Origin of the sequence: Amycolatopsis sp. QT-25 (assembly GCF_029369745.1) — a bacterium.
Taxonomy (GTDB): domain Bacteria; phylum Actinomycetota; class Actinomycetes; order Mycobacteriales; family Pseudonocardiaceae; genus Amycolatopsis.
The window spans coordinates 158,895-183,507 of record NZ_CP120210.1 but is presented as its reverse complement, the minus strand read 5'-3'; the positions used below and the strand labels follow the sequence as shown (position 1 = coordinate 183,507).

Annotated in this window: 21 protein-coding genes and 1 pseudogene; 9 read left to right on the top strand and 13 right to left on the bottom strand. The window is 69.8% G+C overall.

The genetic code is table 11. The features are described from left to right. Positions 1-58 precede the first annotated feature (58 nt). Together P3102_RS00865 and pheA are read right to left on the bottom strand one after the other, a co-directional pair. Positions 59-679, bottom strand: a complete 621-nt coding sequence (locus P3102_RS00865) for a histidine phosphatase family protein (RefSeq protein ID WP_276365715.1) — start codon at positions 677-679, stop codon at positions 59-61. After that, positions 676-1,584 (bottom strand): prephenate dehydratase, encoded by a 909-nt coding sequence (gene pheA / locus P3102_RS00860; RefSeq protein ID WP_276365713.1) that lies wholly within the window; start codon positions 1,582-1,584, stop codon positions 676-678. The genes P3102_RS00865 and pheA overlap by 4 nt, the downstream gene beginning before the upstream one ends. Positions 1,585-1,681: 97 nt before the next feature. Here pheA and P3102_RS00855 point away from each other — a divergent pair. From P3102_RS00855 to P3102_RS00845, 3 genes and pseudogenes are all read left to right on the top strand, one after another. After that, positions 1,682-2,325, top strand: a pseudogene (locus P3102_RS00855) (macro domain-containing protein). Positions 2,326-2,481: 156 nt separating this feature from the next. Next, a complete protein-coding gene (gene coaA / locus P3102_RS00850; RefSeq protein WP_276365712.1) occupies positions 2,482-3,414 on the top strand; it encodes a type I pantothenate kinase in 933 nt (310 codons plus the stop codon). A gap of 641 nt (positions 3,415-4,055) precedes the next feature. Further along, positions 4,056-4,226 (top strand): hypothetical protein, encoded by a 171-nt coding sequence (locus P3102_RS00845; protein ID WP_276365709.1) that lies wholly within the window; start codon positions 4,056-4,058, stop codon positions 4,224-4,226. Positions 4,227-4,441: 215 nt separating this feature from the next. Here P3102_RS00845 and P3102_RS00840 read toward each other — a convergent pair whose 3' ends face one another. The 3 genes from P3102_RS00840 to P3102_RS00830 form a co-directional block, all read right to left on the bottom strand. Next, positions 4,442-5,998: a DUF1841 family protein gene (locus tag P3102_RS00840; RefSeq protein ID WP_276365707.1), complete on the bottom strand. Its 1,557-nt coding sequence runs from the start codon at positions 5,996-5,998 to the stop codon at positions 4,442-4,444. A 187-nt stretch (positions 5,999-6,185) separates the two neighbouring features. Next, entirely contained in the window at positions 6,186-7,499 is a 1,314-nt protein-coding gene (locus P3102_RS00835; RefSeq protein ID WP_276365706.1) for a hypothetical protein, read from the bottom strand. 432 nt (positions 7,500-7,931) lie between these two features. Next, positions 7,932-8,168: a hypothetical protein gene (locus P3102_RS00830; protein WP_276365704.1), complete on the bottom strand. Its 237-nt coding sequence runs from the start codon at positions 8,166-8,168 to the stop codon at positions 7,932-7,934. Positions 8,169-8,173: 5 nt separating this feature from the next. On the opposite strand from P3102_RS00830, the gene P3102_RS00825 reads away from it, so the two are divergent. The 4 genes from P3102_RS00825 to P3102_RS00810 all read left to right on the top strand — a co-directional run bounded on the left by P3102_RS00825 (position 8,174) and on the right by P3102_RS00810 (position 11,229). Beyond that, entirely contained in the window at positions 8,174-8,491 is a 318-nt protein-coding gene (locus P3102_RS00825; RefSeq protein ID WP_276365703.1) for a nucleotide pyrophosphohydrolase, read from the top strand. A gap of 16 nt (positions 8,492-8,507) precedes the next feature. After that, complete coding sequence (locus tag P3102_RS00820) at positions 8,508-8,990, top strand: hypothetical protein (RefSeq protein ID WP_276365701.1); 483 nt, start codon at positions 8,508-8,510, stop codon at positions 8,988-8,990. A gap of 9 nt (positions 8,991-8,999) precedes the next feature. Beyond that, on the top strand, positions 9,000-9,626 hold the full coding sequence (locus P3102_RS00815) for a response regulator transcription factor (protein ID WP_016330621.1): 627 nt from the start codon (positions 9,000-9,002) through the stop codon (positions 9,624-9,626). A gap of 70 nt (positions 9,627-9,696) precedes the next feature. Then, on the top strand, positions 9,697-11,229 hold the full coding sequence (locus P3102_RS00810; RefSeq protein WP_276365696.1) for a hypothetical protein: 1,533 nt from the start codon (positions 9,697-9,699) through the stop codon (positions 11,227-11,229). Here P3102_RS00810 and P3102_RS00805 read toward each other — a convergent pair. The 7 genes from P3102_RS00805 to P3102_RS00775 all read right to left on the bottom strand — a co-directional run bounded on the left by P3102_RS00805 (position 11,216) and on the right by P3102_RS00775 (position 22,338). Beyond that, positions 11,216-13,357 carry an ATP-binding protein gene (locus P3102_RS00805; RefSeq protein ID WP_276365694.1) on the bottom strand — a complete coding sequence of 714 codons (2,142 nt, stop codon included), beginning with the start codon at positions 13,355-13,357 and terminating at the stop codon, positions 11,216-11,218. The genes P3102_RS00810 and P3102_RS00805 overlap by 14 nt on opposite strands. Positions 13,358-13,390: 33 nt before the next feature. Further along, positions 13,391-14,002, bottom strand: a complete 612-nt coding sequence (locus tag P3102_RS00800) for a histidine phosphatase family protein (RefSeq protein WP_276365693.1) — start codon at positions 14,000-14,002, stop codon at positions 13,391-13,393. 58 nt (positions 14,003-14,060) lie between these two features. Next, positions 14,061-15,206, bottom strand: coding sequence for a GAF domain-containing protein (locus P3102_RS00795; RefSeq protein ID WP_276365691.1), 1,146 nt, complete (start codon positions 15,204-15,206; stop codon positions 14,061-14,063). 14 nt (positions 15,207-15,220) lie between these two features. Then, complete coding sequence (cydD, locus tag P3102_RS00790) at positions 15,221-18,472, bottom strand: thiol reductant ABC exporter subunit CydD (protein WP_276365690.1); 3,252 nt, start codon at positions 18,470-18,472, stop codon at positions 15,221-15,223. Then, positions 18,469-19,476, bottom strand: a complete 1,008-nt coding sequence (gene cydB, locus P3102_RS00785) for a cytochrome d ubiquinol oxidase subunit II (RefSeq protein ID WP_276365688.1) — start codon at positions 19,474-19,476, stop codon at positions 18,469-18,471. The genes cydD and cydB overlap by 4 nt, the downstream gene beginning before the upstream one ends. A gap of 315 nt (positions 19,477-19,791) precedes the next feature. Continuing rightward, positions 19,792-21,303 carry a cytochrome ubiquinol oxidase subunit I gene (locus P3102_RS00780; protein WP_276365686.1) on the bottom strand — a complete coding sequence of 504 codons (1,512 nt, stop codon included), beginning with the start codon at positions 21,301-21,303 and terminating at the stop codon, positions 19,792-19,794. An 81-nt stretch (positions 21,304-21,384) separates the two neighbouring features. Beyond that, entirely contained in the window at positions 21,385-22,338 is a 954-nt protein-coding gene (locus tag P3102_RS00775) for a S41 family peptidase (RefSeq protein ID WP_276365684.1), read from the bottom strand. A gap of 187 nt (positions 22,339-22,525) precedes the next feature. Between P3102_RS00775 and P3102_RS00770 the strand changes: the two genes are divergently transcribed. Both P3102_RS00770 and P3102_RS00765 read left to right on the top strand, forming a co-directional pair. Beyond that, entirely contained in the window at positions 22,526-23,113 is a 588-nt protein-coding gene (locus P3102_RS00770; RefSeq protein WP_276371570.1) for a TMEM165/GDT1 family protein, read from the top strand. 88 nt (positions 23,114-23,201) lie between these two features. Next, on the top strand, positions 23,202-23,873 hold the full coding sequence (locus P3102_RS00765; protein WP_276365683.1) for a DUF998 domain-containing protein: 672 nt from the start codon (positions 23,202-23,204) through the stop codon (positions 23,871-23,873). Between the two features lie 4 nt (positions 23,874-23,877). Here the strand turns inward: P3102_RS00765 and P3102_RS00760 are convergent, their stop codons facing one another. Continuing rightward, positions 23,878-24,519 (bottom strand): helix-turn-helix domain-containing protein, encoded by a 642-nt coding sequence (locus P3102_RS00760; protein ID WP_276365681.1) that lies wholly within the window; start codon positions 24,517-24,519, stop codon positions 23,878-23,880. Between the last annotated feature and the right edge of the window lie 94 nt (positions 24,520-24,613).

The window sequence follows — 24,613 nt, the reverse complement described above, 5'->3', positions numbered from 1 at the left end:
GTGTCAATAGATCTTGTGGGGTGTGTTCCCGGCCGGGAGCGGAGGCAAACGTTCGCGGTCAGCCGTCGACGGGGACGTCGGCCCAGGTGAGGCAGGTCCAATCGGTGGGGTTCGCGACGAGTTCGACGACACCGGTGTTCGGGATGAGCCCCTGATTGGCGACTTCGGCGGTCACGTTCCCGGCGAGCCATTCACCACCCAGCCGGATCGCCCCACCGTGGCTCACCAGCACCACCGTGCCGTCGGGATCGGCCTGCTCGTGCTTGGCACGCAGCCGGGCGACCGCGTCGAGCATCCGGACGCGAACCTGCGCGCCGGTCTCGCCGCCGGGGATCGGCGGGTCGAGTTCGCCGAGGGTCCACCGGCGCACGACGCTCATGTAGGTCGTGATCGAGTCCTTGTCCGTCTTGCCTTCGAGGTCACCCGCGGCGACCTCGTGCACCCCGTCGAGCACCTGGACCTCGAAGCCGAGTTCGGCGGCCAGCGGCGCGGCGGTCTGCTGGGCGCGGACGGCCTGCGAGGCGTAGACCGCGACGATGGGCTCACCGGCCAACCGCTTCACCAGGTCCCGTGCCTGCTCGCGGCCCAGCTCGGTGAGCGGCGGACCGGGCAACGCGGTGTCGAGCGCTCCTCGCACGTTGCCCTCGGTCTGGCCGTGGCGGACAAGGAGAAGTTTCACGCCTGTGCTCCCTTCCGTACCGACTCGACCCAGTCGATCGCGTCGGTGAAGTCGTCGTTGGCGGCACCGGGCTCGATCTCGGTCGTGCCGTTGTCCGCGCGCGGGTGGGAGCCGAGGAACCGCACGTTGCTGCACCGGCGGCGCAACGCGGCCAGCGCGTCGCCGATCCGGGGCTCGGCCACGTGCCCCTCGAAGTCGATGAAGAAGCGGTACTCGCCGAAGTTGTTCCTGGTCGGCCGGGCGTCCAGCTTGGTCAGGTTGATGCCGCGGACCGCCAGTTCGGTGAGCAGTTCCGCCAGGGCGCCCGTCCGGTTCGTCGCGGCGGCGACGATCGACGTGCGGTCGGCCCCGGTCGGTTCCGGCAGCAGGCCGGGCGCGCGGACCAGCAGGAACCGGGTCTTGGCGTCGCGGACGTCGGCGACCTCGGTGGCCAGCACCTCCAGTGGATAGTGCTCGACGGCGACCGGGGCGGTGACGGCGGCGTCGAACTCGCCGGCGTCGACCGCGACCGCGGCCGCGGCGGTGGACGACGTCGCGACCGGATGCGCGCCGGGGAAGTTCGCTTCGACCCAGTGCCGGACCTGCGCGAGCGCGTGCGGATGGCTCGCCACGGTGCGGATCTCGGTCGTCCCCGGCCGGGTCAGCACGCTGAAATGGACCGGCAGCAGCACCTCCGCCACCGCGACGAGCGGCGCGGCCTCGCTCAAGCTGTCGAGCGTGGCCGTGACCGCGCCCTCCACGGAGTTCTCGATCGGGACGCAGGCCGCGTCGGCCGCCCCCGAGCGCACCGCGGCGAGTGCCGCCGGGATGGTCTCCGCGGGGATCAGCTCCTCACCGGCGGCGAGCCGGCGCGCGGCCTGTTCGGTGAAGGTTCCCTGGGGGCCGAAGTACGCGATCCGTGACACCCCGCCAGATTACGCACGACACGGGTGGCGACTTTCACTCGGACAGCCGGTACGCGTACCGGTTACGCCGGGTGCCGTTTTTTGCCATGCTTGAGGCGTGACCGCCGAACCGGGCACGCACACCGGCCATGACGACGTCGGCTCCTCGTTCGCCCCCCTGCCGGACCGTCCCACTCCCGAGCTGGTGCTGTGCGCCGTCGATGACCTGCTCGCGCAAGCCTGGACCACCGTCGCGGACACCGTGGACGGCCGGATCCACGTGCACCGCGGGTCGGTGCTCGACGTCGTCGCGCAAGCCGTCGTCAGCCCCGCGAACTCCTACGGCTGGATATGCGTGGCGGTATCGACGCGGTCTACGCCCGCGCCTATCCCGAGGTCGAGCAGAACGTGCGCAGCGCCGTCCTCGCCTACCACGGCGGCGAGCTCCCGATCGGTGAAGCGGTGATCGTGCCCACCGGCGAGGCGGAGCCCGCCTGGCTGATCAGCGCGCCGACGATGCGGGAACCCGGTGAACACCTCCCGCGCGACACCGTGCACCCGTACCTGGCCGCCAGGGCGGTGTTCCGGCAATGGCGTGACGGCAGGCTCGACCAGGGCCGGGTCCGTGATCTCGTGCACACGATCGCGATGCCCGGACTCGGTACCGGCGTCGGCGGGATCGCGCCCGCCTCCTGCGCCCGGCAGGTCGCCGCGGCGTGGAACGAGGTCTTCACCCCCGGCCGCTCTCGTCACGGACGGTAACGCCCCGAAGCGGGCTACATCACATCGCAGCGCGTTCACGAGCCGTAAGCCCTACCGTTGAAGCGGCTTCATCCGGTTCGCGGCACGTTCACCGCCGAGAACTCGTCAACACGGTTTTGTACGGCGCCAGCGCTGGCGACGGGCGAGGAGTGTGCGATGCCGCGAGTCCGTGAGCTCAGTCCCTACGTCGAGTTGCACCGTGAGCAGTGGCGCGAGTTGCGCCGGTCGACTCCGCTGCCGCTGACCGCCGCGGAACTGCTGCGGCTGCGTGGTCTCGGCGAACAGGTCGACCTGGCCGAGGTCGCCGAGGTCTACCTGCCGCTCTCCCGGCTGATCAATCTCCAGGTCGCCGCCCGGCAACGGTTGTACGAAGCCACCACCACCTTTCTCGGTGAAGACAGCCGGGGCACCAAGGTGCCGTACGTCATCGGCATCGCCGGCAGCGTCGCCGTCGGCAAATCGACCACCGCGCGCATCCTGCGCACCCTGCTCGCCCGCTGGCCGGACCACCCCAGGGTCGACCTGGTCACCACCGACGGGTTCCTCCACCCGCGGGCGGAACTGGTCCGGCGCGGGCTCATGCACCGCAAGGGTTTCCCGGAAAGCTACGACCGCCGGGCGCTGCTGCGCTTCGTCACCGAGGTGAAGTCCGGCGCGGAACGGGTCAGCGCTCCGGTGTACTCGCACCTCGCCTACGACATCCTTCCCGACGAGGAACAGGTCGTTCAGCGGCCCGACATCCTGATCCTCGAAGGACTGAACGTCCTCCAGCCCGGCCCCCGGCTCACCGTCTCCGATCTGTTCGACTTCTCGATCTACGTGGACGCGCCCACGACCGACATCGAACGCTGGTACATCGAGCGCTTCCTCAAGCTGCGGCACACCGCTTTCGCGGACCCGGCGTCACACTTCCACCACTTCGCCGGCCTCCCGGACGACGAGGCCCGTGCCGAGGCGCGCCACCTGTGGCGCACGATCAACGAGCCGAATCTGATGGAGAACATCAAGCCGACCCGGCCCAGGGCGACCCTCGTCCTCCGCAAGGACGCCGACCACGCGATCAACCGGGTCCGGCTGCGCAAGCTCTGAGCGGTCGTGGGTGGAAAGCCCGGCGCAAGGCCTCGCTAGGGGTTCGACGACGGCGAGTGGTTCGGGCTTCTGCGGTTTCCGGGGTGTTGTCCGGGGAGTAGGTGGGGGCACGGTGACCCTCTTCGGTGGTGAGCGTGACTTTGCCGTGCTCACCGCCACGGCGAGGACGTGACTGGCGTGATCGGGCGCCGGACTCGCGTGATCGGGCAGCTCACTCACGTGATGGGAGGGCGCACTCGCGTGATCGGGCGCCGCACGCACGTGATCGGGCAGCGCACTCACGTGACTGGGGTCCCTTCCGCCTGAGTGTCGAACGGGACCCTGCGTGACCGCACAGCGCCGAATTCTCTACCCACGGCAAGCATTCACGGCGACAGCCAAGATCACGAAGCCGGAAGCCGCTCACGCGACCGAATCCCAGGCGTTCCCTCACAAGGACCAGCCTTCGCACCACGAGCGAGGCGGTCGTGCGGGCCGGTCGCGCACCGCCACCGGGGGGCGGCGCTCCTCGGCCGATCGGCCGAGCCACGCTCAGTACGTGTAACCGGTTGGCCGATACCGGCTACAGCCCCCCGAGGCGACCCTTGTGTCAGGGGTTCACGAGGTCTCGAAAAGGACCTTGAGCAGGGAGGAGGCTCACGATGTTAGCTACCGTCCTGACCTGGGTCGGCTCGATTCTCGGACTCGCACTCCTGGTGGCCATGGCCGCCGGCGCCTTCGTCGTCGACTTCGACGACGCGCGCGGGGACCGTCGCCGGAAGAAGCCGCACGTCACCGAGAGCAACGGCACCTCGGCCGCACCACTGGGCTGAAACATCCGGGTCGAACACGGCCGAAGACAGGCTGAACGTCAGGGCGGAAGACGGCTCAGTCGAACGGGTGGTGCACCTGCGCACCGAGCCCGGCCGGCCACTCGGCCAGCGCGTCCGCGCGCTCCCTGTCCTGATCTCCTCGATGCCTGAGCTTGCTGATTCCTCTTTCGATCTTCCCACGGTCAACGCGCGGTCGTGCCCGGGGAAACGGCGGGTCAGGCGAGTTCGCCGAGCGCCTTCCGGTAGTCGTCGACGTCGTAGTCCATCTCGTGCTCACCGGTTTCGGTCAGCTGGGCGGCCAGCGCGTCGATGAGCCTGTCGAAGATTTCGTCGCGTTCCCGCCCGGTCTCGCTCAACCGGCGCACGGCCTGCCAGACCTCGGCGGGCTCGTCGGCCCAGAGCTGGTCGACGATCGTGGTCTTGAGCGCCAGGCGCATCCTCGGCTCGCCGTCGAAGGTCTCCTCGGCCAGCGCCTCGTGGTACTCGGGGTGCTCACCGATCACCAGCAGGCGACGCTGCTCCGGGTCCACGGGCTCGAGTTCCAGTTCCTCGTCGCCGATCTCCGCGTAGACGGTCGGGACGGCGAACATCCGGCGGGCGAGGGCTTCCGCGAGTTCCGCCGGGTCTTCGATGCCCTCGGAGCCGTCGAAGTAGACGTCGAGGGTGGAGTCGTCGTCTTGGGCGAACTCCTCCAGGAACTCGGTCGCGCCTTCGAGCAGCGCCACCCGCGCGGCCTCGGGGAGCCCGGCGCGGTCGGAGGCCCAGTTGACCCACCCGAGCACGGCGGGCTCCAGCGCGTCCTCGTACGCCTCGTCGATCTCCACCTCGCCGTCCAGCAGCGACTCGAGGAACCGGGCGAGCTTCTCGGGCCCCACCCGCAGCGGGCTGCCCGGCTCGGTCGCACAGCCGTGATCGACGAGCAGACGCGCGTAGAACCGCGTCGCTTCGGTGTCGTCCACGAGCCCGGATCCGATGAAGTCGGCCACGACCTCTTCGCGGACCTGCTCGGGCCATTCGGTGATCTCCGGCGACGGTTCGGGAGCGGGAAGCGCCCGGATCCAGGCCAGCGCGAGCGCGTGGAACCGCGCGTAGTCTTCGCTGACGTCCGGCTCTTCGACGACGTCCGTCGCGGCCAGCCCGTCCGCGAGCAGCTGGTGGGCACGCTCGGGCAACACCCGCTCCAACGTGACCAGCTCCGGGTCGTCGGCGGCCTGCTGCCGCATTTCGGCCAAGACCTCCTGCGGCTTGTCGACCACGACGACGTCGCGGATCCGGCCGCCCTCGGTGAAGTCGACCAGCGCGAGCAGCCCGTGCTCCACACCGCCGCGCGAGAAGACGCAGAGAAGGGAGGACTCGTCACCGAAGACGTCACCGGTCCGCCAGCAGTCCCCGACGGTCACCGCGGCCAGGTCGCCCGCCCATTCCGGCTCCGGGATCCCGCGCGACAGCACGGTGTTCAGCGCCGCGGCGGCCGCCTCGCGCTCTTCCTCGGTCTCGGCGAAGACTCGCAGCCCGGCGAGCAACGCGGCCGCGGCGGGCGTGATCTTCCGCTCGGCGAAGGCGATGAGCTCCATGCCGAGCGGCTGTTCGCCCTCCTCGACCTCGATCTCCCACCACTGGCCGAGCACCTCGGAGGTCAGCAGTTCGACGTCGAGCACCTCCGGTTCGGCGCCCAGGGTCGAGAAATCGCGGAGGACGTCCTTGAAGAGGCCCGTCACACTCGGGGTGGAGGGCTGGGCTGTCTTCTTGCGGGCACGGCTGACCGGACTCATGGCGACATGTTTTCACGCGGGTCCCGCCGAGCTCGTCGCGGTGGTCCTGGGCGCGAAACACGGCGTCCCGGACGCGGGCGGGCACCGGTTCCGGACCACCGCGACGGTAACGGCCCGCCAGGGTGGCTCGACCTGCTTCGCCGGGTTTCCTCGGTTCACTCCGAACAACGAAGGGCGGCGGGCGCGGTTACGCCTTGACCGGTTTCGGGATCGCGATCCTCGCCGCCTTGACCTCGGCGATCAGCCGAGTCTTGCGTTTGTGTGTTTCCACCAGGTCGCTCAGGTAGGTGCCGAATTCCTCGGCCGTACCGGCCTTCTTGTGCGCCGTGCGCAGTTTGCGCAGTTGCCGGGCCGCCTCGCGATAGGAGTGCGGATCTTTCCGGGTGATCAATTCTTCGACATGGTCCCGATAAATGGGAATGGTTTCGGCGGGATGGGCGACCGAACGTGAATCCGCGAGTTCTACGCGGACCGGCAACGAAGCCCCGAACCGCACCGCCGCCCGCCAGGCCTCGTCGGCGCGATCCTCACCCAGAAGCGCGCGGACGAGTTCGTCGGCGGCCTCCGTGCTTTCGGCGGCGAGCTCGCGCAACCGGGCCAGCGCGGTCTTCCGTTGCGAGACCCAACGCCCCGTTTCCCGTGACTCCTCGCGCAGGGCAAGATAGGTCGCGGCACCGGGGTTCTCGTCGAAATTGTTGCGCGACAGAGGAACCGGCTCCGCTTCCAGCGGAGGCGTCTCCTCCTTCTTGTCGTGCGTGAGCGCCCGCGCCGCGTGCGCGATGGCCTCGCTGTGCCGCCCCGCCGCGCGCAGCACGCGCACGATCTTGAGACTGACGTCGACTCGCGGCGGCTTGGCGGCGAGGATCGCGACGAGCGCGTCGACGTCGCCGGACACCTCCGCCAGCTCCTCGCGCAACCGTTCGGCCGTCTCGCGTTTCACGCCGGACGAATGCTCGGCCAGTACCCTGTCCACAGTGGACCGAATCCGCGCGAGTCCCCTGTCTCCCAAGGCGGAAGCGAAGTCCGCCAGCTCGATGGCCGGCCAACCGGGCCCGTCGAACTCGACTTCGAGGATCCAGGCAGCCAGGCTTTCCGGATCCGGCGGACGCGCGACGCAAGCCCGGGCGTACAGCTCGACGGCCCTGTCCAGCCTGTCCGCGATTTCGCCCGAAGTGTCGTCGATCTGCTCCAGCATCTCGCTGATGTCGTCCACGGTCCGGCGGGCGAGCGGGGCGAGATCAGCCCGGCTGCCGGCGTCGAGAAGCCGCTGCAGCGTGTCGAGGACGGAGCCCACCTTCGCGGCGTACTCGACGTTGCCCGCCATCACCGCGGTGTCGAGGAGACGGTGTGCCTCGGCGAGATCACTCCCCTGGGTGGCGAAGCGGTTCTCCAGGGCCTGCCGTAACGCAGGGTCACGCTCGGCCTGGGCATGAAGCAGCTCCGCCAGCGTTTCCGCGGCCAAGGTACGCAGGTAGGGGCGCAGATCCGTCGGGGAACTCACCCGGACAAGTCTGCCCGACCGGTTCGCCGACTCGTGTGGGCCAACAGCGTGCTCTTTTCGGCGTAATCACTCACCAGGGGTGACCAGGCCGGCAGCGGCGTTTCGAGCCGCGAAGGGCAGCGGATGAACGGGACCGAGAGCTGCCTGACGATCACCATCACCACCCCCCGCGAGCAGCGAGATCGCCGAGGCGGCGGCGAAGGTGCCACCTAGCACGCGGCCGTCCGCCGTCGACCGCGAGCTGCGCCGAAAGCCCGATCCGCCGCGCGGCGAGGTCGCCGAGGGCCCGGCCGACGACGCCGGCCGAGACGCGCCAGACGTCCTGGCCGACGGGCGGCGGCGTGGCCGTGCTCGACGCGGTTTCGACCGCGCTGGATCCGCCCCAATCCTTGCTTCCGACGAGATCGCGGTAAGTCCGGCGGCTACTATCCGTCAGCTTTCGGCGATCGCGTCGAGCCTGGGCCGGTAGGCACCGACAGCCGCGGTGTAATCGCGCCTCCCTTCGGCGTTGGGGGCGGTCCGCGCGACCTCGCGCAGGGCGGAAAGCGAGGTGTCGATGCGCTCGACGTACACGGCGTAGGTGGCGGAACGGGGTGCCCGGCGCCTGCAAATACGTCGACTCTCGTCCGCCGTACGGCCGTTCGCGCCCGGCGGCGATCTGGTAGGCACGGCACGTGACACTCGACGACCTCCACCAACGCCTCCGCGACTTCGCCGCGGCACGGTCCTGGGAACCTTTCCACACGCCGAAGAACCTGGTCATGGCCCTTTCCGGCGAGGTCGGTGAGCTGACCTCGCTGTTCCAGTGGCTCACCCCGGAGGAGTCCGCGCGGTGGCGCTCCGACCCGGAACTGGCACACCACGTCGTCGACGAGATCGCCGACGTCACGCTGTATCTCCTCCAGTTGGCGAACAGCCTCGGGGTGGACCTGATCGAGGCGGCCAACGCCAAGATCGACCGGAACGAAATCCGCTTTCCCGCGCCCGATTAGCCGTCTTTCGGAGCTTGTGAGGCGTACCAGCCGCGAAGGACGCTTTACGCGCTTTCCTCGCCGGCGGTGGCGTGGTCACCCGCGGCGCGACGGGCGCCCGGTTCAACACCGGCGTGGGACTTCGGCAAGCGCGTCCGGTGGCGGGCCGGGAAGACGGGAACGGCGTCGTCTCGGTCGTCGACGGGGCCGGCCCGGTGGTGGCCGCGCGCTGCCGGACTCGTTCGTCTACGGGCCGTTCTGGTTCACCGACCTCGGCCCCTCGGTCCGTGTCGAGCAGCGCTACGCGGACGGGAATCCGCTGGTCGCGGGGCATTGGCGGACACGCGACGACGGGACGGGCGGGCCGCTGCAGGCGGCGGGACAGGCCGCCGTCGTGTCCGGGACTTCGGGGCTCGGCGGACGGGCGGTGCTGTTCGGCACCGAACCGCTGTTCCGCGATCACCCGAAGGGGTTGTACTCGCAGGTGGCCAGGGCGGTTTACCGGGCCGCCGCGAAGTAACGTGGGGGTATGCCGATCCAGGTGCTGCTCATCGACGACCACGAGGTGGTGCGGCGCGGTCTGCGTGACCTCCTCACCGACGAGCCCGACATCGAGGTCGTCGCCGAAGCGAGCGGGGTCGACGAGGCCCTCGCCGTGGCGATGCACGTCGAGCCGGACGTCGCGGTGGTCGACGTACGGCTCGGTGACGGCGACGGCATCGCGCTCTGCCGGGAACTGCGCTCGAAGCCGAACCCGCCGCAGTGCCTGATGCTGACCGCGTTCGACGACGAGGAGGCCATGGTCGGCGCGATCATGGCGGGTGCCGCCGGGTACCTGCTGAAACAGGTCCGCGGCCAGGACGTGGTCAACGCGGTCCGCGAGGTCGCGGCGGGCCGTTCGCTGCTCGACCCGCTGTCGACGGCGCGGGTGCTCGACAAACTGCGGCATCCGCCCGAGGACGAACTCGGTTCCCTCACCGAACGCGAGCGCGAGGTGCTGGACCTGATCGGGCAGGGCATGTCGAACCGCGAGATCGCGGAACGCCTGTTCCTCGCCGAGAAGACGGTGAAGAACTATGTGACGTCCGTCCTCGCGAAGCTGGGCATGCAGCGCCGCACGCAGGCCGCGGCGTGGATCGCGCGCCGGGACAGGTAGTGCGCGAAAAAGGCACCCCCCCCCGACGTTTTGGGCGAAGGTCCCGATCGACCCGGAATTCCGCTCTTGGTTGACCACCACGCCGGAACGACAGCTCCTCGTGGTCGTCCGGACGTTGACGACGCTGAACCGGCTCCAGGACATCCTGACGCTGACGCGTCCCGACCTCCGTATCCAGACGACCTTCACCTTCGACGAGGCCCGGCCGGGGATTCTCTCGGCCGGTGTCCGCGAGGCGCTGCGTGACCTGCGAGTCGCCGTCATCCCTTGGGAACAGGCCGCGAAGAACACCTTCGACCTCATCCTCGCGGCGAGCGAGAACGACGCCCTGCACGAACTGAACGGGCCGATCCTGCTGGTGCCGCACGGCATCGGTTATCAGAAGTACTACCCCGGAGGACGGGTCACGTCGGGGATGGACCCGGATCGGCTCATGCTCCACGACCGGGTGGTCCCGGCGGCCATCGCGCTTTCGCATTCGGTGCAACGGGAGCAGCTGAAGTCGGCTTGCCCCGAGGCGCTGGACAGGGCGGTCGTCGTCGGCGACCCCTGTCACGACCGGATGATGGCGAGCACGCACCGCGTGGCGGCGTACCGGGCCGCACTCGGCACCGGGAGCCGGAAGCTCGTCGCGATCGCGTCGACCTGGGGCACGAATTCGCTGTACGCGCGGCATCCGCGGCTGCTTCGCGCCCTGCTCGGCGAATTGCCGTTGGACGACTACCAGATCGTCCTCACCCTGCATCCCGGCGTGTGGGCGGCACACAGTCCGTGGCAGCTGGAGTCGTGGCTGCATCCGGAGCTCAGCGGCGGGGTCACGCTCGTTCCCCCGGAGCACGGCTGGCAGGCGGCCCTGCTGGCCGCGGATTGCGTGCTCTCCGACCAGGGGTCCGCCGCGCTGTACGCCGCCGCGGCCGACAAACCGGTGCTCCTCACCGCGTCCGGCGCCACCACCACGGTGGACGACTCACCACTGGCCCTCCTGACCCGGACCGCGGCCGAACTGACGGATACCGCGCTGCGCGGCCAGATCGACGCGGCCATCGAGGGCCACGTGCCGGGCCGCTACCGGCCGATCGTCGACCAGGCCGTCGAGGACGCCGCCAGTGGTCCTCGGCTGGGCGACGTGCTCTACGACCTCCTGGAGCTGAAGAGGCCCGAGCCTCCGCCCGAGTTTCCGCCGGTGCCGGATCCGGCGCCGGTGAGCCGTCCCGTGGCCGCCCTCGTCGCCGGGATCGACGAAACCGGGAAACTCGTCCGCTTCCCCGCGTCGACACGACCGGAAGGTCTGAGCCACCGGCACGTTCTCGCGCACGCGGATCAAGCGACCCTTCGCGAACTGGACGGCGCGGACATCGTGTTCGTGGAGCACCCAGCCCGCTTCGACGAGCTTCTCGCGCGCTGGCCGCTCACCCGCCTGGCCGCCGCTCCGACGTCCGGCGGCTGTCTCGCCCGCGTCCGGGGCGACGGCGATTTCCGGCTGGCCGCGGAAATCGATCCGACCCTGCTGGCGAGCCATCTCTACACGAAGCTCGCCGTGCTCACCGACCGCGCGGAAACTTTCGAGATCGACGGACAGCCGGTCGACGTCACCCGGCGTTAGCCAGTACCGCGCGGAACTCCGCCTCGCGTGGATGCCCCGCGTCGAAGTACGTCTGCCAAGCGCGTTGGAAATGCGTATGCGCCCGTGCGTGGTCACCACGGGCGGCGCAGAGCCTGCCGAACTCCTCCTCGAACTCAGCCGTGTACTGCGTTGCACCGGACGTCAGCCGCCATGCCTCGAGCAGTTCGCGTTCGGCGTCTTCGTGACGGCCGACCGCCCGCAGGTACTTGGCACGCACCATGGACACCCGGCCGAGGTTCCGCGAATCCGTCCGGGGGAACTGCCGCGCGGCTTCGTCGAGCAACGGGCAGACCTGCTCGTACGCCCCGGCTTTCAACAGCACGTTCGCCAGCATGCGGCTGTGGATACCGAGCGACCGGCGTCCCGCGTCGGCCATCGCCCGGTCCAGCGTCACGGCTCGCCGAAGGAATTCCGCGGCGGCGGGCAGGAGGCCCTTCTCTTCGTGGAACCGGCCGCAGAACTCCTGCACGGACGATTCCAGTGCCGGGTCGTCCAGCGTCCGGACCGTTTCGAGAGCTTCCTCCAGCAGTGGCTGGGCGCGGTCGAAGTCGTGCAGCAGGAAGAAAGTACGGCCCTGCTGGCTGAGGATTCTCGTGGTGAGAGCCGGCTCGCCGAGCCGTTTCGCCGCGAGCAGGCCCCAGTGGTTGATGTGGGCGAAGAGCCGGTGATGCCCGCGGTTGAGCATGAGCACTTCGAGCGCGCCGCAGATCTGCCCGAGCTCGACATCCCGTTTCCGCTCGAACGCCTGATACGCCAGCGCTCCGTAGGTCTCCCGGGCGTCGTCGACCCAGTCGAGCGGATGCTTGCCCTCGAAATCCGGGGCGGGCACCGAAATCGGCGCGTAGCAGCGCAAGCGGTCCGGACTGGTGTGGTGATCGGCGGCGACGGCCTGGTCGCGGTAGAACTCCAGGGCCCTGGTGACCGCGACGTCCTTCGTGCCGCGGCGCAGCGCCCCCTCACGGATCAAGTGGAACAGTTGCTGCCGGGGTGTTCCCGTGGGAGCGAGGAATCCCGCGTCCGCGAGTTCGTCCAGCGCGTCGCCCGCCGGTTTCCCGAACACGGCCGTCGCCGAGGCCGTCGTGAAGTCGGGGCCGGGATGGGACGCCAGCAGCCGGCAGAGTTCGGCCGCGTCGGGCGACAGTTCGGCGAACGACTGCTCGAACGCCATCGCGATGACGTCGACCCCGCCCAGTGCCCCGGTCTCCCGGAACCCGGCCAGCACCGACGCGACCGCGCCCGGCCCGCGCCGCAACCGCTTGCCGACCCGGATTCCCGCCAGCACGAGGGCGAACGGCATGTGATCGCACAGCCCCGCCAGTTCGATGGCGGCGGCACGTTCGGCTTCGATCGCGGCCGGAGCGGAGAACCTGCCGAGAAGTTCGAGCGCGAAATCGCGTTCGAGGCCGCCGATCTCGATCGGCGGCCTCGGGTACTCGGCCAGCAGATCGTCGCCAGGGCGGATCGCGGTCACCAGCACCAGGCTCGACGGCGAAGGGGGCACCAGCTCACGCAGGTCCGAAGCCACCTCGGCGTTGTCGAGGGCCAGGAGGAACCGTCGCCGCGCGGTCACCGAGCGATACTGCGCCCACAGGTCGGCCGTGCCGGTGGACACCAGATTCGCCTCGACCCCGAGGCCGCGCAGGATCCGGGCCGCGACCTCGGACCGGCGGACCACGCCGCCGTCGCGGTACTTTTCCAGATCGACATACAGCTGACCGTCCGGATAGCGGTCACGCAGATCTTCCGCGAGCTTGCAGACCAGCGCGCTCTTGCCCGCCCCGCGAGGTCCGGTGATCAGGTGGACGCCCGACGCCGCGGCACTTCGCCGTTCGACGTCCCTGTCGACGAAATGCGCGGGCGCTCCGGGCACGTCACGCTCACCGGCCGCGCCTTGCGCGAGAATCCCCTGAAGCCGCTCCGCGAAGGCGGGATCGGATTCGAGCAGTTCCCGGACCGCGGTCTCGGCGCGGTCGGTGTCCGCGAGCAGCGACTCGACGTCTTGCGCCGCCCGGCGCCGGGCGAGCCGTTTCACGACCAGATCCTTCAGGCCACCGGCCGCGCCGGCCGCCAAGGTCTTCGCGACCTCACCGGCAATGACTTCCCACACGACGTGTTCCCCTCGTCACGGCTGGTGCCGAGGCTACCAACCACCGGCGAGCGTCACGACCTGCCGGTTGTGGAAGTAGTCGTCTTCGCGAAGCACCGTGACGCTGCCGGGTGAACCACGGAAATCGACATACCCGGCCGACTCGAGCGGCATCCGGATCCAAGCGGCGATCACGAAGGTGAGCGCGCCACCGTGCGTGACGACGATCTGATGCTCGCAGCGGCTCTCCAGAATCGACTCCACGGCCGCGTACACCCTCGCTGCCATGGCGCCTTTCGTCTCGGCGCCGGGGATGCCTTCGTCGTGTCCCAGCCGATCGCCGACGGCGGGCGGCGGGACGAACCGGCTCTCCAGCCACTCCTGCGGCCTGCCACCGGCTTCCCCGTACGACTTCTCGCGCAGCCGCCGGTCCAGGACCGGGGTCACGCCGAGCCGTTCGCCGATCACCTCGGCCGTCCGCGCGGTGCGGCGCAGATCCGAGGAGTAGAGCTCCACCTCTTCCGGCACCCTCGCCCGCAGCGATTCGGCGACGGCGGCGGCCGCGCGTTCGCCCGCGGGGGTGAGCTCGGAGTCGAACCATCCGCCCACGAGGCGATCGACGTGATGGGTGGCCTCCGGATGGGTGACTACGTGAACGGTGCGCATGCCTCGAATGTAGGCGCGGCGGGTCGGGCACTCCGAGGAGCGGCAAAGACCGTTGATTTCACCCGATTTGGTCGAGCGGAACGTCGAAAGCGACCAAAGTCCCCAGACTCGGCGAAGAATTGATCGAAAAGCGCCCACCCGACGTCGTCGCGCGTTCGGCGAGATGGCGGAGCCCGCGCTTGGCGACCCCTTGCGGCACGCCGGATCCGTTGTCCCGCACGCGAAGTTTGACGCCTTCCGCGTCACGGCTCAGTGTCACGCGGGTTTCGCTCGCCCCGGAGTGCCTGACCACATTGGACAGTGCTTCGCGCAGGGCGGCGCGGATGTGGTCCGCCTGCTCGGCGGGGATGTCGGCCAGTTCCCCCGAGAGTTCGAGGGTCGGCGGGTAGCCGAGCAGCTCGCCCGCGACGCGCACCTCACCCCGCGCGGATTCGGCGAGGTCGGTGGCGGTGACCGTCTCGTTCGCGGGTTCCGGGCTGCGCAGAGCGCGCACGGTGCCGCGGATCTCTTCGATGGTCTGATCGAGCTGGTCGATCGCCTCGGACAGCCGCGCGCCGTCGGCCTGCGCGAACCGCTTCCGCATGTTCTTGCGGACGCGGTCGAGCTGCATCCCGGCGCCGTAGAGGCGCTGCACGATGACGTCGTGCAGCTCGCGCGCGATGCGTTCGCGCTCTTGGTACAGCGTCACGCGGTGCCGCGCGTTGGCACCCTCGGCCAGCGCGAGCACCACGCCCGCCTGCGCCGCGAAGGCCGTCAGGACCTCGACCGTGCTGGCGGAGAACGGTTCCCCACCGTGACGGCGGTACACGGTGAGCGCGCCGAGGACGCGCCCGCCCGCGCCGAACGCCGACGCCGCGAACGGCCCGAATCCCCGGAGCTCCGGCGGGACGAACGGCGCCGTGCGGGGATCGACGGTGAAGTCCTCGCTGACCACCGGTTTCCCGCCCCTGGCGACCTGGCCCGCGGCGGAATCGGCGGAAAAGGCCAGCCCTCGAAGGCCGTGGGTGGTGTCCCCGTGCGCGGCCTCGGCGACCACCTGGCCGTCGTCCGCGCGCACCATGACGAGACCGAGGTCGGCCTCGGCCAGTTCGACGGCGCGGGCGACCACGGTCTCCAGCACGTCGCCCGGGTCTTCGCCGGACAGGGCGGTGCCGGTGATCTCGGTGGCGGCGGACAGTGCGCGCGCGGCAAGCGTGGGATCCATGAGCGCTCTCGACATTAGCCCGCTCCGGCCCGTGTCCGCGCTGTGACCCGGCCCTCCCGCACTTCCAGGATCACGTCCGCGTCGACGGCTTCGGCGGCGTTGTGCGTGACGTGGACGACGGTCTTCCCGGCGAACGCCTCGCCGAGCCGTTCACGCACGGTGCGTGCGGTCGGTTCGTCGAGATGGGCGGTGGGCTCGTCGAGCAGGACGAGATCGGCTCGCGCGGCGCCGAGGACGGCACGCGCCAGCGCGACCCGTTGTGCCTGCCCGCCGGACAATCCGGCGCCCGCGCTGTCGAGCATCGTGGTGAGCTCGACGTCCTCGAGAACGGCCTGATACAACGCTTTCCGCAGCTCGGCCTCGGAAGCCGCCGGCCGCGCGAGGCGCAGGTTCTCAGCGACCGTGGTCGAGACGAGCATCGGTTCCTGCGGTGCCCAGGCGACGTTCTCGGGTGCGGCGACCTCGCCCTTGCTCGGGTCGAGGAAGCCGAGCAGGGCCGCGACGAGCGTCGACTTCCCGGCACCGCTCGGGCCGATGACGGCGACGTGCGTTCCGGGCGCGATGTCGAGGTCGACTCCGGTGAGGACCGGGCGCTCGGTGCCGGGCCAGCCGAGGTCGGCGTTCCGGATCCGCACCCCGCCGGTGCTATGAAAGGTCCCTTCATTGCCAATTTTGCGATGAAGGACGCTTTCATTGCACGCGGCGAGGCGCAGACGGGCCTGGCGCAGGGTGTCCCAGTGCTGCGCCGCGGGCGGAAGAAGGGAGAAGACCTCCGCCAGCGCGAGCGGCACCAGGGCGACCACAGGCGCGAAAACCGGGTCGAGCGCACCGGCGGCGACGGCACTCACGACGAACCCGGTGCTCACGACGGTGGCGGCCCCCGTCGCCAGGATGATCAGGGCATCGGCCGCGCCGGCACCGAAAGCCTGCCGCCGCGCTTCGGCGGTCAGTGCGGCGTCGGTGGCGGCGATTCGACGACGTCGCTCTTTGTCGACCCCGTAGGCGATCAGTTCGGCGGCGGCCTCGAACAGGCTCAGCACCTGTGCCGACACCGAACGCCGTCCGGCGGCCAGCGCACTGGTCGCGCGACGTTCCGTCCACAGCGCGAGCAGCGGCGCGACCGCGCTGACCAGCACGGCCACGGCCAGCGCGAGGCCGGCTGCCGGCAGCACGGCGGTCTGGACCGCGACGGCACCGATGGCCACCAGCGCGACCACGACCAACGGCGTGATCACCCGCGGGAGCAGGTCGCGCACGGTGTCGGTGTCCCCGACCAGCCGCCGCTGTTCCTCCCCGGCCCGAAGCGCGCGTGCCGGCCCGAGCCGCACCAGCGACTTCCACAGCCGGACGCGCAGGCTCCCGGCGATCCGGAACGCGGCGTCGTGCGTGACCAGCCGTTCGAGGTAACGCAGCCCCGCCCGGCCGAGGCCGAACGTCCGCACGCCGACGATCAGCACCGTCAGAGTGAGGATCGGCGGCTGTTGCGAAGCCTTGGCGATCAACCAACCCGAAAGTGCGGTCAGCGCGACCCCGGCCAGCAAGGCGGCGGCACCGAGCAGCGCGCCGCCGAAGAACCGGGGGTGCAGCAGCTCGCGCCAGGGCAGCGGCTGGACTTGCCGGAGGTCCTCGACGATTCCGGCTTCGGCCGTCGTCATGATCGACATGTCGACAGCAGCGCCGCGCTCGTGGGCGGCGATGATCGCTGCGGCCCCGTCGTCGACGGCCTTGCGGACCGCGGTCATGACCAGTCCGGCGTTGACCTCGTCGAGATGGGCGGTGGGTTCGTCGAGCAGGAGCAGCCACGCGCCCGACCGGACCCGCACCAGGGCACGCGCCACCGCGACACGCTGCTGTTGTCCCTGCGACAGCTTCGAAACCGGCCGTTCCGCGAGTCCTGAGAGGCCGAGTTCGCTGAGCAGGTCGTCGGCGCCGACCTCCTCGCGGACCGTGCCTCCGCCGAACACCGGCGACTGCGGCACCCAGGCGACGCTTTCGCGCCACCGCTCCGGATCGGCGTCGGCGAGGTCGGTACCGCCGACGGTGATCGTGCCGTCGTGCGCCTGCACGAAACCGAGCAGCGTGGCGAGCGTCGTCGATTTGCCGCCACCGCTGGGCGCGCGCAACCAGGTGATCTCCCCGGGCCGGACGCTGAACGTCTCCCCGTCGGGCGCGAATCCTCCCCGCCTGGCGACGCGCAGTCCACGGACGTCGATTTCGCGCTGGGCGGGTGTCTCGGAACCGTGGGGCGGCAAAGGCTCCGCGAGCACGTCCGCGACCCGGCGCACGGCCTCGACGCCGTCTTCGCTGGCGTGGAACGCGGCGCCGACCGCGCGCAGCGGCTGGTAACACTCCGGCACGAGGATCAGCACGCCGAGCCCGATGGCGAGCGGCAGTTCGCCGGAGACCAGCCGGACACCGATGACGACCGCGACCAGCGCGACCGAAAGCGTCGCGATCAATTCCAGCGCGAACGCGGACGCGAACGCGACTTTCAACGTTTCGAGCGTCGTGCGGCGATGGCGTTCGGAAATCTTCCGCACCGTCTCGGCCTGCGCTTCGGCGCGGCGGAACGCGCTGAGGATCGGCAGCGCGCGGACGAGTTCCAGCAGCTGCCCCGAAAGCCGTTGCTCGGCGTCCGCGGCTTCGGCGACCCGCTCGGCGGTGTGCTTGCCGATCAGGATCGCGAACAGTGGCACCAACGGCACGGTGAGCACGACGAGCACGGCCGACGGCCAGTCGGCGAACAGGATCGCGGCACCGGCGGCGAGCGGCACGATCGCGGCGGTGACCAGCGCCGGGAGGTACTGGGTGAAGTAGGCGTCGAGCGCGTCGAGCCCCTTGGTGGTCAACGACGTCAGCTCGCCGTGACCGCGGCGCGCGATCCACTCCGGGCCGAGTTTCAAGGCGTGCTCGAGCGCCTTCGCGCGCAACTCCTCCTTCGCGCGGGCGGCCGCGCGAACGGAAACGATCCGCACCGCCCAGCCGGCCGACGCACGGCCCGCGACGAGCGCGAGCAGTACGGCCAGCTGGGCGGTGCGGTCCCCCGGTGTTCCGCGGACGACCGCGGAGAGCACGTCGGCCAGCAGGAAAGCCTGGCCCACCAGCAAGATCGCGTTGACGAAGGAAAGGATTCCACTGAGGATCAACGCCCGGCGCGCCGCACTCGAAAGCGGAGCCAGCGCGCCGAGCGGACCCTTCCCCGGTCGCGCTGGGTCCCTTGTGGACTCCTTGGCGGAAAGGGTGCCGCGGCCGGGAAGTTCGGTCATGGCAGGTGCACCGGTGGGATGTGCCGGGTGCCGATGCGCTTGCGGAACACCCAGTACGTCCAGCTCTGGTAGATCAGGACGGCGGGCGCGCCGAACACCGCGGCCCAGGTCATCACGGTCAACGTGTACGGGCTCGACGCCTCGCCCGCGATCGTCAACGTGTTCGCCGAGTCCACCGTGGACGGAAGGACGTTCGGGTACAGCGCCAGGAAGATCGCGGCGGCGGAAGCCGCGATGACCCCGCCGAGCGCGGCGAACGCCTGCCCTTCACGGCCGCTGTGGATCTTGAACCACGCGAGGACCGCGGCGAGAACGGCGACACCGATGAGGAGCAGCGTCCCCAAATCACCCGAGCGCAGTTGCACGAGAACGAGGAACGCGAGCAACGGCAGCAGCGCGACCGGGAGCAGGCGGGTGGCCAGGTTCCGCGCCCGGCGGCGGAGGCCGCCTTCGGTCTTGAGCGCGAGGAAGGCGGCGCCGTGGACCAGCGAGAACCCGACGACCGCGACCGCGCCGAGCAGCGTTTCCAGGCGGACGGCGGCGAACGCGCCGCCGACCCGGTCGCCGTCGGCGTCGAGCGGCAGGCCGAGGACGGTGGTCGCGAGGAGCAGACCGACGCCGAACGGCGGGATCCACGAGCCGATCCCGATGACGCGGTCCCAGTTGCGGCGCCAGCGATCGGAATCGACCTTGCCGCGGTAGTCGAAGGCCACGCCGCGGCCGATGAGCGCGAGCAGGACCAGCAGGAGCGGGAGATACGCGGCCGAGAACAGCGACGCGTACCAGCCGGGGAACGCGGCGAACATCGCGCCGGCGGCGACGATCAGCCACACTTCGTTGCCGTCCCAGACCGGGCCGATCGTGTTGACCATGACGCGGCGCTCGGTGTCGTCCTTCGCGAGGACCGGCATGAGCATGCCGACGCCGAAGTCGAAGCCTTCGAGGAAGAGGTAGCCGAGCCAGAACAGAGCGATGACGCAGAACCAGATCGTTTCGAGGGTCATCGGGCACTCCTGCCTTTGCCGGCTTTCGTGACTTTCATGGCTTTCGTGGGTCGAAGGACGCTTTCGCCGCGTGCGACGCGGTGAAGGCCCCCTTCAGCCCGCCCCGCCGCTTGTCCTACCGCTTGTCCCGCCGCGACACCCCCCGCCCCGCGCGGCACACCAACCGCCCTCCGGTCGCCCTGAGTTATCCACAACCGGGCGAGTTGTCCACAGATCGGCTGTGGGTAACCCACCCGAGCGACACCCCCGATACGCTGGGTGCGGGGCCGTCCCCCGGGAAGGGTGGGGGGCTGGGTAGGTGAGCTCAAGCGGAGATCAGTAGGCGAAAGCCAACGCGTCGTCATCGTTGTCACCGCCTTCGGGGTCGCCGTTCTTGCTGGTCGAGGCCGGTTTTCGCGGTGGCATGACGGCGTCGACGCCGCCGCGGACGTACTTGCGCATCAGGAAGACTTCGACGAGGCCGAGCACCGCGTAGACGGTCGTCAGCGCGATCAGCGACGTCCACACCTCGCCTGTGGACAACTTCGAGACCGCTTGCGCGGTGAACATCCACACGCCGTCGACACCGGTCGGGTTCGGCACCACCACGAACGGCTGACGACCCATCTCCGTGAAGATCCAGCCGGCGCTGTTGCCGATGAACGGGGTCGCGATGCCGCCGAGCACTAGCCACGGGAACCACCGCTGCCCGGGGATCCGCCCGCGCCGGGTCAGCCACAGCGCGAGCAAGCCGATCCCGGCCGACATCGCGCCGAATCCGATCATCACGCGGAAGCCCCAGTAGGTCACCGGCAGGTTGGGCACGTAGTCGATCGGCTTGCCCGCGAGCGAACCGAGCTGCGGGTCGTCCGGGTAGTTCGTGCCGTACTTCGCCTGATACTCGGTGACCAGGTTCTCCACACCCTTGACCTCGGTCGAGAAGTCGTTGTGCGCCAGGAACGAGAGCAGGGCGGGCACGTTGAACGTCTTGACGTCCTCGCAGTTGGCACCGCTCACGTCACCGATCGCGATGATCGAGAAACTCGCCGGTTTCTCCGTATGGCACAACGCTTCCGCCGACGCCATCTTCATCGGCTGCTGCTCGAACATCAGCTTGCCCTGCACGTCGCCGGTGATCGCGAGCACCGCGAACGCCACCACGCCGGTCCAGCCGCCGAGACGCAACGACGAACGCCACACCGAGCGGTGCTCGTCGTCCTCCGAACGTGTGCGCCACAGCTGCCAGCCCGCCACACCGACCAGGAACGCGGCCGCCACCGAGAAGGCCCCCGCCAGCGTGTGCGGGATCGCGGCCAGCGCGGTGTTGTTCGTCAGCACCGCCCAGATCGAGTTCATCGTCGGCTTCCCGTCGACGAATTCGACCCCGACCGGATGCTGCATCCACGAGTTCGCCGCCAGGATGAAGTAGGCGGACGCCACGGTCGCCAGCGAATACGCCCACGCGCACGCCAGGTGGACCTTCTTCGGCAGCTTGTCCCAGCCGAAGATCCACAGCCCGAGGAAGGTCGACTCGACGAAGAACGCGACGAGCCCTTCCATCGCCAGCGGCGCGCCGAAGACGTCGCCGACGAACCGCGAGTACGCACTCCAGTTCATCCCGAACTGGAACTCCTGCACGATGCCGGTGACCACGCCCATCGCGAAGTTGACCAGCAGGAGTTTCCCCCAGAACTTGGTCATCTTCAGGTAGCGCCGGTCACCGGTCCGGACCCACGCCGTCTGCATCCCGGCGACCAGGACCGAAAGCCCGATGGTCAGCGGGACCATCAGGAAGTGATAGACGGTGGTTATGCCGAACTGCCACCGAGCGAGATCGAGAACCTCCACACCTCGAGCCTGCTCCCCCGGGGGTGGGCCCACCAGTTCAAGTGGTCCCGATCTCGCCGGGACGTAGGTCCCTCGCCCAGGTCAGCCGAGGCCCGCGAGCGTGAGTCGCGCCTCATCGGCGACCTGCCGCCGCACACCCGTCTCCCCCAGCGTCAGCACATGGGCCAGCGCCAGCGCATACGCCGTGTCGAAAGCGGCCTCGACATCGACGGCGATGTCAGGCTGGACGCCGACGCCTTCCCAGTTGGTCCCCGTGACCGGGTTCACGGCCCGTCCACCCGGGACGGTGACATCCAGCCGGGTGTCCACTTTGTACTGTCGTCGCGGGTTGGCCCCACCGCCGGTGACCGCGCCGACCGTCTTCGCCCGCCCCAGTTGCTGCAACGAATAACTCAGGTCCTCGGCACCGGAGAACGTCGTCGGTCCGGTCAGCACCCACACCGGCTTGTCCACGCCGAACTTCCGCCCCGGTACGTACGGCAGCGTCCAGAACTGGTTGGTCACGTCACCGTCGCGCAGATAGATGCTGTTGAAGTGGGTCGGCTCGTCGACCAGGTAACTGATCAGCAGCGCGACCGCCGTCGGAGCCCCGCCCCGGTTCTCCCGGACGTCGATGATCAGCGCGTCGGTGGTCGCGAGCAAGGTCATCGCGGCGGCCAGCGCCTCACCGGCGATGTCCGGCCCGTAGAACAGCTTGGTCTCCAGATACCCGACGTTCCCGGCCAGTCGTCGCGCCGACGCGATGCCGTGCCCGTCCAGTTCCGCTTCGCGCCGGAACTGCTCGGGATCGGACGACTCCCCGTTCACTTCGGGCAACGGATCGACGTGATGCCGTAGCCGCAGATGTTTGTCCCCGTTGACCGACTGCAGGTCCTGGGTGACCGCGACGGCGAACGCCTGGTCGTCGAGCCCCGCGTACGCGCCCTTGACCAACTTCGACCGCAACAGCACCGCCAGCTTCTCGGCGACGTCGGGGAACACATAATGCTCCTTCAGCCGCCTGCACACGCCTTCGATCCGTGCTCCCTCATCCATGATCCGGACGCTACCAGCCAAGCCTGAAAAAAGAATTCGGTTTGCCGAAACCCCATTTCCGCCCCGCCACGAAAGACAATTCGCCCGCACATGCCGTGCGATTCGGAAAAGCCATCAGCTTGTCTTTCTCCGAATTCTCCCTTTATCGTTACGGCGGAAGGGGTGAGGAACCATCATGTCTAGCTCGATGCTGGCGCTGATCAGCGCGTTCGGCCTGGTGCTGGCCGTGGAACTGCCGGACAAGACCCTCGTCGCCACCCTGGTTCTCACCACTCGTTTCCGTGCCTGGCCGGTATTCGCCGGGGTCACCGCCGCATTCGCCGTGCAATGCGCGATCGCCGCCACCTTCGGCAGTGTGCTCACTTTGCTGCCGGAGACACTGGTGACCGCGATCGTCGCCGCGATGTTCGGTATCGGCGCGTTCATGCTCCTCCGTGAAGGGTTCAAGCCGGGCAAAGACGGCGGAGAGGACGCGTCGCGTTCCGGGCCGAGCCCCGCGACCTTCTTCCGCTCCGCGCTGACGTCGTTCGGCGTGCTGTTCGCCGCCGAATGGGGTGACGCCTCCCAGCTCGCGACGGCCAGTCTCACGGCCCGCTTCGGCAATCCGTTCGCTGTCGCGCTCGGCTCCTTCGTGGCGTTGGTCGCCGTCGCCGGGCTCGCCGTCTTCATCGGCGCGAAGGTCCGCAGCCGGATCCGTCCCAAGCTCATCCAGCGTGTGGCCGGTTTCGTCTTCGCCGGGTTCTCGCTGTTCGCGCTCACCCAGCTGGTGTTCTGAGGCGCACGGGGTTTTCACAGGTTCGGCGGGTAACCTTCCGGGAACGAACAGGTGAACACCCGCCCCGACGTGCCTGGAGAAACCGGTCGTGACCTCGCCGAAAACCTTCGCGACCCGTGCCGTCTCCCCCGTGCACGGCAGGCTCGCGGTCTTCGGCATGGCCGTCGCCGTCGCCATCTCGATCGACCTGCATCTGCGGTTGTCCGGTCAGGTCAGCCCGATCTGGCAGACACTGTCGGAGTACGTCTACGGCTACCTCTCGCCCGGTTCGACGGCGGCCCCGTTGTTCGGCGCGATGTGCCTGGCGCTGGGGTTCGGTTCGCTCGCCCTGCTCGGCGGCATCGCGAAGGCGCACCGCGGCGGCTACGAGTCCGTTCTCGTCCTGCTCGGCGTGTGGTGCGCCGGGCTGCTGGTCCTCGCGCTCGTTCCCGTCGACCCGGAGGGACAGGCCCGTTCGCTGGCCGGGCAGGTCCACAACTACGCCGCCCTGGCGGCCTTCCTCGCGCTTCCCGCCGCCGCGTGGCTGCTCACCCGCCCCGGCCGGGCGCGCTGCCCGTGGGAGCCGCGCCGCACGACGATCCGGCGGCTTTCGGTGGCCAGCTTCGCGGCGGTGGTGATCGTGCTCGGCGGCTTCGTCTGGACGATGCTCACCGGGCCGTCGCAGCAGGAAGTGACGCTCGGCCTGTTCGAGCGGCTGCTGTTCGCGGTCGACCTCACCCTGCTGGCGACCATGGTGCGCCCGCTGCTCAGCCACCGCTGACGCGCTACTCGGGCTGTTTCAGTACCTCGGCCAGCCGGACGGCGGCCGAGACGACCGCCGGGCCCACCACGGAGGCCTCCAGCGGCTCCAGCGACACGACGCCGAGGCTGGCCTTGAGGCCCGGCACCCCCCGCACGGGCGCGGCGACCCCGGAAGCACCCGCCTCCAGTTCACCGGACGAGGTGACCCAGCCTTCGCCGCCGCCGGGGCGCAACGTGATCGCCTTGCCCGCGGCGCCGGCGGCCAGCGGATGCCGGGTGCCGACGCGGTAGGCGACGTGGAAGCTCGTCCACGACGGTTCGACGACCGCGACGGCCTGTGCCTGATCCCCTTGCGCGACCGACAAGTGCGCCGTCGCGCCGACCTTCTCCGCCAGGTCGCGCAGGACCGGCCTGGCCGCTTCGCGCAGTTGTGGGAGGACCTGCCCGGCGAGCCGGAGCAGGCCGACACCCAGCCGCACCTTGTTGCCGTCGCGCCACACCAGACCGCGTTCGGACAGCGGGACGAGCAGCCGGTAGACGGCGGCCCGGCTCGCGCCGATGGCGACGGCGAGTTCGGAGATCGTCGCCGCCTCGCCGCCCGCGTCCGCCACCGCCTGCAACAGCGCGAGCCCTCTGTCCAGGGTCAGCGACCCTTCGCGGGTCACAGCAGCCTCAACAGATGCTCACGCGACCAAAGGTCCCTTGATCCCTCGAAGTCGCGCCTTTCGGCCGAAGGCCCCGCTGTCGCGATGACGGGGC